Consider the following 11,397-nt stretch of genomic DNA (forward strand, 5'->3'; position numbering starts at 1 on the left):
GTGGACGGCCCGCCCGTACCGCACCGCGCGGGGCCAGGGCCCAACCCTGACGAGGCATCCCGCGCACGGGACGGGCAGCGGCTTCTAGGCCGCCGACGCTTGGGCTGGAAGGGTGCACGCGGCGCCGGCTGACTCCCTAGCGGTCGCCCCTACGGGGTGGCTACGCCATCGACCGGCCCCGCCATACCAGCGCGAAGGGAAGCCGCGGCCCTCCGCTCGTCACGGGGCACCGGCCGGGCTTCAAGGCACTCGCCGCGCGGATACCACGATGCGAGGGTTGGGGGCTCGCGCTGCCGCCCCTGCTTCCGTTCCTCAGGCCGTGAACGGCCCTCCGGTACGGGTCAGGGTTGCCCTCGATCAGCGAAGAAGGGCCCCCGAGCACCCCGCCAGGACTCGGGGGCCCTTCTCCTCGTGTCCGGTCGCCGTTACCTGCCGGAGACGACTGACCCGGAGTGGCTCTGTACCGGACACAGGGCCCCGGCGCGGGGGATCCCTTGTCGGGAAGACGCGCCGGAGGCCCAGCAAACGCGGCTATCAGGCGTCACCGGCGCGAGGGGCCAGCAGGAACTTGCCGTGAGGCCACGGCCAGGCCGCCGGGTTCTCGATCGCCTCCTGTAGTTCCCGAGGGTTCGCTGTCTCCAGCAATCGGACGCCACCGGCCGACGGGACCATCGCCCACCACGCCCCCGTGGCCTGCCCGTACCACGTGACGACTCTGGACGTGGCGCGCCTACCCATCAGCCTGCGCAGCGAGCTTGCCCTTGACCGCGACGACGGCATCTTGCAGGTGAGCGTCATCGGCTGGAGCGATAGGAGCACCGCCTGCGAAGGTGAACCACAGTTGCCCACCGCAAACCGTGCGTCGGTCGCACCGCAGCAGCAGTGGCGACCCGGAGGCGGCCGGAACCGCCAACAGCGGCTCGGACTCAGCCATCTGCGCCGCGTAACCGTGTGACTTGAGCGCCTGCGCCAGCGCCCACACACGCAACCGGCTCGCCTCTGTCACCTCGGAGGGTTCCATTGCCATGACGCGCTGTCCTTCCGTCGGGTGTCGATGCACGTCAAGCGTTCAGCAGCACGGAGGGACACCGGAACTTCACAGAAGGACACTCCAGGGACGTCTCAGTGACGTATAAACGTCCCTATGGCCGCCAACGAGCGTCTGCGCACCGCCCTGGTACGCGCCGGGCTCAACTACGCCCAGTTCGCCGAAGCCGTCGGGGTGGATCCCAAGACGGCTGAACGTTGGGTCAGCACCGGCAGGAGTCCGCACCGGACGACGGCCTACAAAGCTGCCCGCGTTCTCCGCGAGGACATGGCCTACCTGTGGCCATCCCTGGAGAAGGGGCGCCGCAGACGCGGGCTGCACCCCGAGTTGATCGCTCTCCACGACACTCGCGCGGATGCCCCGTTCGACCTATGGCGCGGGCTCTTCACCAAGGCTCGGGAGCGGATAGAAGTACTGGTCTACGCGGGCGTCTTCCTGCACGAGCAGTGGCCAAACTGCAACGACCTCTTGCGAGAGAAGGCCGCCGCCGGATGTCGGGTGCGCATCCTTCTGGGAGACCCTGACGCGCCAGCGGTCAGCGAGCGCGGCGAGGAGGAGAAGTACGGGCATGGCATCGAGACACGGTGCCGTGTCGCGCTCATGCACTACTCGCCGTTGATCGGGATGCCGGGTGTCGAGGTACACCAGCACTCCACCACGCTCTACAACTCGATCTATCGCGGTGACGATCACATGCTCGTCAACGCGCACGTGTTCGGCATGAACGCCTACGGGGCGCCGGTCTGGCACCTGCGCCGGGAGACCGAGGGAGGCGTGTTCGACCGCTACGCCGAGAGTTTCGAGGCGGTCTGGGCACTCTCCCGACAAGCGATCAAGGAGTGAAGCGTGGCGCGCACCGAGTACTACGACGACCCGGACGCACCGGCCCCGAACTCGATGGTCGTCGCCGCGTCCGCCGTCGTGACCAATGAACGCGGCGAGGTGCTCATGCAGCGGCGCGCCGACTCCGGTCTCTGGGCCTTGCCGGGTGGCGGGATGAACCTGGACGAGTCGCTACCGGGGACGGCCGTCCGCGAGGTGAAGGAAGAGACCGGGTACGACATCGAGATCACGGGCCTGGTCGGTACCTACACCGACCCTCGTCACATCATCGCCTACTCGGACGGCGAGGTCCGCCGACAGTTCAACGTCTGCTTCGAGGCCCGCCTAATCGGCGGCGTGCTCCAGGTGAGCGACGAGTCCTTTGAGGTCCGCTGGGTGCCCGTGGACGAGCTGGATGACCTGCCCATGCACCACACCCAGCAACTCCGCCTGCGCCACTACCGCGAACACCGGACGACACCCCACCTCGGCTAGGGCAACGGGCTTTGCCCTAGCCGTACGCGCGGAGTCATACCAGGTCAGACGTTACTCAGCCGGAGCAACACCGACCGGGCAAGACAGGCCCGTCCCGCCGATGCCGCAATATCCGTTCGGGTTTTTATTGGCTGAGAGGTACTGCTGGTGGTAGGGCTCGGCGTAGTAGAAGTCGGTGGCCGGGGTGATCTCGGTGGTGATGGGGCCGTGGCCGGCGGTGGTGAGGACCTGCTGGTAGGCGTCGCGGGAGGTTTCGGCGGCCTTCTTCTGGAGGTCGGTGCGGTAGAAGACGGCTGAGCGGTACTGGGTGCCGACGTCGTTGCCTTGGCGCATGCCCTGGGTGGGATCGTGAGACTCCCAGAAGAGGCGGAGCAGTTCGTCGTAGGAGACCTTGGCGGGGTCGTAGACGACGCGGACGGTCTCGGTGTGGCCGGTCTGGCCGCTGCAGACCTCTTCGTAGGTGGGGTTCGGCGTGTAGCCGCCCTCGTAGCCGACGGAGGTGGAGATCACGCCCGGGGTCTCCCAGAACTTGCGTTCGGCGCCCCAGAAGCAGCCGAGGGCGAACTCGGCGAGCTCGGCGCCGTCCGGGAAGGGGGGTGCCAGGGGCGCGTCCAGGATCTCGTGGCGCGGCGGTACCTGGATGGGTTCGTCCCTGCCGGGGAGTGCCTTCTCCGGAGAGACCATCTGGGTCTTCGCAAAGCCGAACATGCCTCCAGGCTAGCTCGCCGTGCGGGTCATTAGCGTGTCGCTTTTGACTGCTTACATGCTGATATCGTGCTGATCGTGAACCGTGGCATGGCGTTGGGGGCCGGAGCGTACGTCCTGTGGGGGCTGTTCCCGCTCTACTGGCCGCTGCTGAAGCCGGCGGGCGCGATGGAGATCCTGGCGCATCGGATCATGTGGTCGCTGCTCGCCGTCCTGGTGATGCTCGCCGTGCGAAAGAACTGGGGCTGGCTGCGGGGGCTGACCGTCCGGAAGGTCGGGCTGCTGGCCTTGGCCGCGGTGGCGATCACCGCGAACTGGGGCACCTACATCTACGCGGTCAACAGCGGGCACACGATCGAGGCGGCGCTGGGGTACTTCATCAACCCGCTGATCAGCGTGGTCTTCGGCGTGGCCGTCTTCCGGGAGCGGCTCCGGGTCTGGCAGTGGATCGCGGTGGGGCTCGGCGCGGCGGCCGTGGTGGTGCTGACCGCCGACTATGGGCGGCTGCCGTGGATCGCGCTGGTGCTGGCGTCCTCGTTCGGGACGTACGGCCTGCTCAAGAAGCTCACCGACATGCCGTCGGCGGAGAGCCTGGCCGTCGAGACCGCGGTGCTGTTCGTGCCCGCTCTGGTCTTCGCGGCCGCCTTGGCCGGACGGGGGGACGCGGCGTTCGGGCATCACGGCGCCGGGCAGGCCGTCCTGATGGCGGCCGCAGGGGTCGTGACGGCGATCCCGCTGATGATGTTCAACGGAGCGGCCACCAGGCTCCCCATGAGCACGATCGGGATGCTGCAGTACCTGGCGCCGCTTCTGCAGTTCCTCATCGGACTGCTGGTGCAGCACGAGGCGATGCCCGCCAGCCGGTGGGCGGGTTTCCTGCTGGTCTGGCTCGCGCTGGTGACCCTGACGTGGGACGGGCTGCGCGCGGGACGGCGGGCGCGGAGCATGGACCGTGGCCGTGCGGAACGGCGGCCCGAGGCGGCGCACGAGGTGGTGTGAACCCCGCTCTAGAGTGAAGGCCCCAGAAGCACTAGAGTGCCGGAAGTCACACGTCCGATTCGAGGAGTTCTGTTGCGCCTGCTCAGCGTCACCGCCCTGGGAACCGCTCTCGTCGCGGCGGGGCTGGTGGCCCCGGCGGCGGGCGAGGCGGCCGGCGAGGCGACGCGGTTCGGACGGGGCGGGATGGCGGTGCAGCCGGGCGCGGCGCGGCCGGGCCAGCGGGTCGAGGTGTCCGTGCCCGGGTGCTCGGACGGGCACCGGGTGTCGTCCAAGGCGTTCACCAAGGACTTGACTCTTGACGGCAAGGCCGGGCGGGGCACCGCGACCGTGAAGCGCGACGCCAAGGCGGGCAAGTACACGATCGTGGCGCATTGTGGCGCCCGTAAGGTGTCCGGCGAGTTCCGGGTCTCCGGTGGGCTCGCATGGCCGGCCATCCTGCCGACGACGGGCAACAGGCTGTAGAACCAATGGTCATTGGCCTGTAGCGCCGATCGTCATTGGCGCGGTCGTTGATCGTTTCTCTCACCATTCGCGAATGCGCGGCCCCAAGGCGCCGACGGCACGGTCCATTGTCGTCACTCTCCGTGCTCGCTTCGTGACGTCCCCTCGGACACCAGATGTTCATCAAGCCCTGACCTGCGGCGTCCTGACAAGTCATCTCAACGAGTGGGACACGGGGCCCAGTAAGTGATAGACGTCACTCAGAAAGGGCTGAAATTTCTACCTTTCTCCCCCTTGATCGCGTTAATTGATCATGTGATACTTCCACCGAAACCTACATAACGCCCAAGAAACACAACGGTGGACAGAGGACTCTAAACGCCCATCTGTGTCTGTCACGCCTATCCGGCGCGATGGTCGCGGGGGTGCCGAGTGCAGCACTCACAGGTCGAGACCGCTTCAACTCCACATCGAGGGGCAGTCGGAAATGTCCGTTGACGTCGGCGCCGTTCCCACGCAGAAGGCCAAGAAGTTCCCTCTGTACCGCACGGTCTCGGGGTTCCTCCGAGATCCGCTCAGGCAGCTGGAGAAGATCAGCGCGGAGGGGGCCGGACGGCTCATCCGGCTGGATCTCGGAGCCTCGCACCCGTACCTGGCCACCCACCCCGACCACGTGCAGCAGGTCCTACGGCGGGAGTCGCAGAACTTCGTCCGCGACGGCGTCTTCTGGCGGCCGCTGCGCGAGCTGATGGGCGACAGCATCCTCGCCGAGGGCGGGGAGTGGGAGCGCAGCAAGCGCATTCTCCAGCCGGTCTTCACCACGCGCAACGTCAACCGGCTCACCGGGCTGATGGCCGAGGCCATCAACCGGGCGGTCGACAAGCTCGACGCGCCCGCCCGCGAGGGACGGCCGATCGACGTGATGCCCGAGATGAGCCGGATCGTCAACGAGACCGTGATCAAGGTCCTGTTCGGCGACAAGATCTCCCCCGTCGAGGCGAACCGGCTGATCCCGGCGTTCGACCAGGTGGCCACCTCGATCACGTTCCGCTTCCTGCTGCCCTTCGTCCCCCGCGCGATCCCGATGCCCGGCGACCGGGCGTTCCGGGACGCCGTCCAGGTGATGGACGAGACGCTGTTCGCGCTCGTCGACCGGTACCGCGACCGTCCCGGCGACGGCGACGACATCTTCACGGCGCTGTGCCGGGCCCGGATGGCGACCGGCAGCGTGCTGGACGACCGGTGGGTCCGCGACAACCTGCTCGCCATGTTCGCCACGAGTACCGAGACCACGACGCTGGCGCTGACCTGGTTGTGGCCGCTCCTGCACGACCATCCGGACGTCGAGGCCAGGCTGGTCGCGGAGATCGACGAGGTGGTCGGCGGCGAGCGGGTCCGCCCCGAGCACCTCCAGCGCCTCACCTATGTCACGCAGGTCGTCCAAGAACTCCTGCGCCTCTACCCCGTCGGCTGGATGTTCCCGCGCATGGCCACGGAGGCGACCGTCGTCGGCGGCGTCCCCCTCAAGCCGGGCGATCCCATCCTGATCAGCCCGTTCCTCACCCACCGGCTCGCGACGGTGTGGGATCGGCCGCTGGAGTTCGATCCGGACCGGTTCACGCCGGAGAACGCGCAGCACCGCCACCGGTACGCCTACTTCCCGTTCGGCGGCGGGCCGCACCAGTGCATCGGCCGGCACGTGTTCAACGTCGAGGCGCAGATGATCCTGACGAGCATCCTCAGCCGGTTCCGTCCGTCGCTGTCGGAGGCGGTGCCCGCGATGCCGCGCATCGGCGCGACCCTGCGGCCGAGGCAGCCCTTGGAGATGAGGCTGACGCCCGTCAGGCGAGACGTGTGAACGCCGCGGACGGCGCGTCGCCCCGTCCCGACGGCGAGGATCCGCTGGGGGACGCCCGCATCAGCGGAGCGGTCATGGCCCAGGCCGTGCGGTGCGCCCGGGACCTCGCCGAGTGCGCCGGGGCCTATCCCGACCTGTTCGACGCCAAGCCGATCGACGAGACCCTGTTCAACGCCGTCGCCTGCGCGAACGCGTTCGGCTCGCCGCGGCTGCCGGCCGCCGGCCTGCGGATCGCGGCGCGCACGTCCCTGTGGATCTTCGGGCTGGACTGGCTGGTCGACCATGTCGCGGCGGCGCGCTCGGAGGTGGACGACATCAACCGGCGCTGCCTCGCGGTCGCGGACGGCGCGCCACCGGTCCCCGGGGACGGGCTGACCAGGTTCCTCGCCGACCTGCGGGACGAGATCGCCGCGTCCCCCGCGTTCCCGGCGCTGCGGGACGACTGGCGGAGGCAGCTCCACCGGCTCCTCGACTGCGGAGCCCGCGAGTGGACGTGGAAGTCGACCGCCGCACAGGCCGCCGGGCGGGCCGCCGGACGGGCCGCCGGACGGGCCGCCGGACGGGCACGCGGTCCAGCGGGCGGCCCGGTGACGCCCACGTTCGACGAGTACCTGGAGAACGCCGACAACTACGGCTCCGCCTGGGTCAACATCTCGCACTGGATCGTCCACGGCGACCAGGGCGTCCTCGACCGCATCGGGGAGCTTCAGGTCGTGAGCCGGGAGGTGCAGCGCATCCTCCGGCTGCTCAACGACCTCGCCACCTACGAGCGCGACGTGACGTGGGGCGACCTGAACGCCCAGATGCTCGGCGTGGACCGTGCCCAGATCACCGCGCGCATCGGCGAGCTGGTCGAGCGCTGCCGGGAGCTGGTCCGGCCGCTGCGGGCGGACTGCCCCGAGGCCGTGGACTACCTCGAACGGCAGATCGGCTACAGCACGGGCTTCTACGGGATCAGCGACTACTGGGGTTCGCTGTGACCGTCGAGGACGTCTGCCCGGAGATCGTCGACGTCGTGCCCGCCGCCGACCGGCTGGTGGCCGACCTCGCCGCCCACCCCTGGGGGCGCTCGTCCGCGTCGGTGTACGAGACCGCGCGCCTGGTGAGCCTCGCGCCCTGGCTGACCGGGCATGCCCGGCGGCTCCGGTATCTGCTGGACACCCAGCGCGGGGACGGCTCCTGGGGGCCTCCTCATCCGGGGTACGCGCTCGTCCCGACCCTCAGCGCCGCCGAGGCGCTCCTCTCGGCCCTGCGCGGCGAGAGGCGGACGTGGCCGGACGGCGTTGGTCACGCCGAGGTGGTCAAGGCCGCCGGACAGGCCCTGCACGCGCTCGCCCGCCTGCTCGACGGCTCCGAGCCGCTCGACCTGCCCGACATGCCCGCGATCGAGCACATCACCCCGTCCCTCATCGAGGCGATCAACGGGCATCTGGACGAGCTGCGCCGGCCACCGCCCGCGGCGTTCGTCCCCGACTGGACGGACGGCCGCCTGAGCCCGCCACCGGGAATGGACGGCGCGCTCCTTCCCGCCGTCCGCGAACACCTCGACGCGGGCGGGGCCGTGCCGGTGAAGATGCTGCACGCGCTGGAGATCGCCGGGCCTTCGGCGTACCGCGCGCAGACGATCCGTCCCGTGCCGATGGACGCCCCCGGGCAGGGCGCCGGCGCGTCGTTCGCGACGGTCGGCGCGTCGTCGGCCGCCACCGCGGCCTGGCTGGGCACGGCCGCTCCCGACGAGCCGGGATCGGGCCTCGTCTCCTCCGCCCGCCGGTATCTGGAGGCGGCGGTCGAGCAGCACGGCGGCCCGGTGCCGGTCGCCGCCCCGGTGACCAACTTCGAGCGGGGCTGGGCGCTCGGCTGGCTCGTCCGCGCGGGAGTCCCGCTGGACGTGCCGTCCGGGCTGATCGTCCAGATGCGGGAGTCGCTCGGCGAGCAGGGGGCGCCGGGCGGAACCGGGCTGCCCCCGGACGCCGACACGAGTTCGGGCGTGCTGTACGCGCTGTCCCTGCTCGGTGTGCCGCACCGGCCGGATCTGCTCTGGAAGTACGAGACGGAAACGCATTTCTGCAGCTGGCCGGGCGAGAACGGCCGCTCGGTGACGACCAATGCCCATGTGCTCGAAGCCTTCGGTCATTACCTCGCAGCCACCGGCGCGGCCGCCCGGCCCGGCATCGGCGAACGCTACGCGGCGACCGTCCGGAAAGTGGCGTCCTGGCTGGTGGGCCAGCAGTTGGACGACGGCCGATGGCAGGACCGCTGGCACGCGTCGCCCCTCTATGCGACCGTCTGCTGCGCGCTCGCATTGGACGCGTTCGGCGGGGCGGAATCCGTTCACGCGGTGGACCGTGCCATCCAGTGGACGATCCGCGAGCAGCGTCCGGACGGCTCGTGGGGCCGCTGGGACGGGACGGCGGAGGAGACCGCCTACGCCGTCCAGCTTCTGGCCCTCACCGGGGCCCGGCGCGGCGGCACCACGATGGCCCACGCCGCGGCGCGCGCGCTCCGGCGGGGCGGCGCCCACCTGCGCGGGGTCGCGGCGGCGATGGCGGGGGACGAGCCGGGGGTCCCGGTGGACATTGACTCCGACAAGCCACCCCTATGGCATGACAAAGACGTATACCGCCCTATAACCATCGTCCGGGCGGCCGTGTTGGGAGCGCTGCATCTGACTCCGGGTGACGCGCACGTTTCCCTGAGGTGAATTGCACCACATCGTCGCAACGCCACCTGCTAGAACGCAAAAGGTAAACCATTCACCTTGAGCGGGTTTGGTGGCGTTGGTAAGGTTCAGCGGTGCGCTGGCCGGTTAGACGGCACGGCGCCGCCCGCACTCTCCGCCACCCACGTGTTCCACGGCCGGGCCCGAGCGCCCCGCATCGCGGGCACGTTGACAATTGTTGGGGCGATTGTAATGCGTTTCCGCAACTCACGGCTGCGGACCAAGATTGTGGCCCTGCTGGTTTCGCTGACGGCACTGTGGGCCTTCGCCGCGTGGGTGACGTTGCGCGAAGGCGTGAACCTGCTGTTCGTCAGCGCCCTGGACAGCGTGGTGGCCCCCAGCGACCCCCTGCTCGTCGAGCTGCAGCAGGAGCGCCGTCTGACGGCGACCATGATCGCGTCCGGCAAGCGCCGTCCCGACGTCCTCGCCGCCCAGCGGGCCCGCACCGACCGGGAACGGGCCGTCGTCGTGGAGAAGGCCCGCAGCTCCGGCGTCCGGCGCGCTGCCGACCACGCGATGGACAAGCGCCTCGACACGATGGTCAAGCTGCTCGGCGCCCTCGACCACAACCGGCGGGCGATCGACACCGGCGCGCTCGACCGCCGCAGCGCCGTCCAGATCTACTCCGACGCCATCGAGTCGATCTTCCACATGTACGACGGGACGACCACCCTCGACGACAAGGGCTTCACCACCGACCTGCGGGCCGAGATCGCCGTGAACCGCTCGTGGGAACTGCTCTCGCAGGAGGACTCGATCGTCGCGAGCGTCCTCGCCACCGGCCGGCTCACCCCCGGCGACCAGATGGACATCGCGGGGATCATCGGGGCCCGGCGGCTCAACTACGCGCGCGCGATGACCGACCTGCAACCGGCCGACCGCAAGGCGTGGGACGAGCTGACCGCGAACAGGCGCCTCACCGCCGTCCGCGGCATGGAGGACGTGCTGCTCCAGCGGCCGCGGCAGGGCCAGCGCCTCCGGATCACCGGGGAGCAGTGGCACGCCGCCACCGGCCCCGCGCTGGCGGAGATGCGCAAGTCCATCCAGGACGCCGGTGACCGGCTGGTCGAGCGGGCGAAACCGATCGCGGCGTGGGTCGTCGTGCGGCTGCTGCTCGCCGGCGGCCTCGGGCTCCTCGCGGTCATCGCGTCCATCGTCGTGTCGATCACCACCGCGCGCGCCCTGGTCCGGCAGCTCGAACGGCTGCGCGCCGCCGCCTGGGAGCTGGCCGAGCAGCGGCTGCCCGGCGTCGTCGAACGGCTCGGGCACGGCGAGAAGGTGGACGTCGCGGTCGAGGCGCCGCCGCTGCAGTTCGGCAGCGACGAGATCGGGCAGGTGGGACGCGCGTTCAACGCCGTCCAGGAGACCGCGATCCGCACCGCCGTCGAGCAGGCCGAGCTGCGCCGCGGCATCCGCGACGTCCTGCTGAGCCTGGCGCGCCGCACCCAGACCCTCGTCCACCGGCAGCTGACCATGCTCGACACGATGGAGCGCCGCCGCGACATCGAGGTCAAGGAGCTGGAGGAGCTGTTCCGGCTCGACCACCTGGCGACCCGGATGCGGCGCAACGCCGAGAACCTCATCGTCCTGTCCGGCGCCCTGCCCGCCCGCGGATGGCGCAACTCCGTGCCGATGGTCGACGTCGTCCGCGCCGCCGTCGGCGAGGTCGAGGACTACACCCGCGTCACCGTCCTGCCGTTCGGCCCGATCGAGCTGGCCGGACGCGCGGTCGGCGACGTCACCCACCTGCTGGCCGAGCTGATCGAGAACGCCGTGTCGTTCTCCCCGCCTGACACCGTCGTGCAGGTCGGCGGGCACCTGGTCGCCAGCGGCTTCGCGATCGACATCGAGGATCGCGGCCTCGGCATGACCGACGACAAGCTCTCCGAGATCAACGCGCGGATCGCCGACCCGCCCGACTTCAACCTGCAGAGCTCGGTGCAGCTCGGCCTGTTCGTGGTCAGCAAGCTGGCCGAGCGGTACGGCCTCCAGGTCTCGCTCAAGCGCTCGGCCTACGGCGGCACCACCGCCGTCGTGGTCATCCCCAAGGAACTGATCGTCGAGGAGCGCCGCGACGACCCGGTGCCCGCGACGACCGGCGCCACCACCCAGAACGGCCTGGAGGTCCGGCGGCCGACCACGGTCGGCGGCGGGATGTCCGCCACGGGCGCCACCGGCGTGCTGACCACACCGCCCAGCGGCACGCCGTTGGGCCCGGCGCCCTCGCTCGTGGCGGTGCCGCCGCCCGCTCCCGAGCCGGCGCGGTCGCAGCGGCCCGGCGGCGCCAACGGAACCGCGCTCCCCACCCCG

Annotated in this window: 10 protein-coding genes; 8 read left to right on the top strand and 2 right to left on the bottom strand. The window is 70.2% G+C overall.

All coding sequences use genetic code 11. The features are described from left to right. Nucleotides 1–730: 730 nt before the first annotated feature. On the bottom strand, nucleotides 731–1,027 hold the full coding sequence (locus E1298_RS36600; protein WP_243726032.1) for a hypothetical protein: 297 nt from the start codon (nucleotides 1,025–1,027) through the stop codon (nucleotides 731–733). A 117-nt stretch (nucleotides 1,028–1,144) separates the two neighbouring features. Between E1298_RS36600 and E1298_RS36605 the strand changes: the two genes are divergently transcribed. Together E1298_RS36605 and E1298_RS36610 are read left to right on the top strand one after the other, a co-directional pair. Next, entirely contained in the window at nucleotides 1,145–1,891 is a 747-nt protein-coding gene (locus E1298_RS36605) for a helix-turn-helix domain-containing protein (RefSeq protein WP_131901613.1), read from the top strand. Nucleotides 1,892–1,894: 3 nt separating this feature from the next. Next, nucleotides 1,895–2,365 (top strand): NUDIX hydrolase, encoded by a 471-nt coding sequence (locus E1298_RS36610; protein ID WP_131901615.1) that lies wholly within the window; start codon nucleotides 1,895–1,897, stop codon nucleotides 2,363–2,365. A gap of 51 nt (nucleotides 2,366–2,416) precedes the next feature. On the opposite strand, the gene msrA is transcribed toward E1298_RS36610, so the two are convergent. Next, nucleotides 2,417–3,073 carry a peptide-methionine (S)-S-oxide reductase MsrA gene (msrA, locus tag E1298_RS36615; protein ID WP_131901617.1) on the bottom strand — a complete coding sequence of 219 codons (657 nt, stop codon included), beginning with the start codon at nucleotides 3,071–3,073 and terminating at the stop codon, nucleotides 2,417–2,419. 75 nt (nucleotides 3,074–3,148) lie between these two features. Here msrA and rarD point away from each other — a divergent pair, with 75 nt between their 5' ends. From rarD to E1298_RS36645, 6 genes are all read left to right on the top strand, one after another. Further along, complete coding sequence (gene rarD, locus E1298_RS36620) at nucleotides 3,149–4,069, top strand: EamA family transporter RarD (RefSeq protein ID WP_341770679.1); 921 nt, start codon at nucleotides 3,149–3,151, stop codon at nucleotides 4,067–4,069. 72 nt (nucleotides 4,070–4,141) lie between these two features. Continuing rightward, the gene (locus E1298_RS36625) at nucleotides 4,142–4,531 is read left to right on the top strand and encodes a hypothetical protein (protein ID WP_131901619.1); all 390 of its coding nucleotides are present in this window, start codon (nucleotides 4,142–4,144) and stop codon (nucleotides 4,529–4,531) included. A gap of 466 nt (nucleotides 4,532–4,997) precedes the next feature. Further along, nucleotides 4,998–6,368: a cytochrome P450 gene (locus E1298_RS36630; protein ID WP_131901621.1), complete on the top strand. Its 1,371-nt coding sequence runs from the start codon at nucleotides 4,998–5,000 to the stop codon at nucleotides 6,366–6,368. Next, nucleotides 6,365–7,348: a terpene synthase family protein gene (locus E1298_RS36635; protein WP_243726033.1), complete on the top strand. Its 984-nt coding sequence runs from the start codon at nucleotides 6,365–6,367 to the stop codon at nucleotides 7,346–7,348. Before E1298_RS36630 ends, E1298_RS36635 begins: the two co-directional genes overlap by 4 nt. Further along, nucleotides 7,345–9,069, top strand: a complete 1,725-nt coding sequence (locus E1298_RS36640; RefSeq protein ID WP_131901623.1) for a prenyltransferase/squalene oxidase repeat-containing protein — start codon at nucleotides 7,345–7,347, stop codon at nucleotides 9,067–9,069. Before E1298_RS36635 ends, E1298_RS36640 begins: the two co-directional genes overlap by 4 nt. A 246-nt stretch (nucleotides 9,070–9,315) precedes the next feature. Then, the coding region (locus E1298_RS36645; RefSeq protein ID WP_243726034.1) for a sensor histidine kinase at nucleotides 9,316–11,397 on the top strand (2,082 nt) is incomplete at its 3' end.

This window comes from Actinomadura rubrisoli (genome assembly GCF_004349215.1).
In the GTDB taxonomy this organism is placed as follows: Bacteria; Actinomycetota; Actinomycetes; order Streptosporangiales; family Streptosporangiaceae; genus Spirillospora; species Spirillospora rubrisoli.

What these genes read in the sequence shown, in the direction of transcription:
- E1298_RS36605 (WP_131901613.1), top strand. Translation starts at nt 1,145, where the DNA reads ATGGCCGCCAACGAGCGTCTGCGCACCGCCCTGGTACGCGCCGGGCTC.
- E1298_RS36600 (WP_243726032.1), bottom strand. Translation starts at nt 1,027, where the DNA reads ATGGCAATGGAACCCTCCGAGGTGACAGAGGCGAGCCGGTTGCGTGTG.
- msrA (WP_131901617.1), bottom strand. Translation starts at nt 3,073, where the DNA reads ATGTTCGGCTTTGCGAAGACCCAGATGGTCTCTCCGGAGAAGGCACTC.
- E1298_RS36630 (WP_131901621.1), top strand. Translation starts at nt 4,998, where the DNA reads ATGTCCGTTGACGTCGGCGCCGTTCCCACGCAGAAGGCCAAGAAGTTC.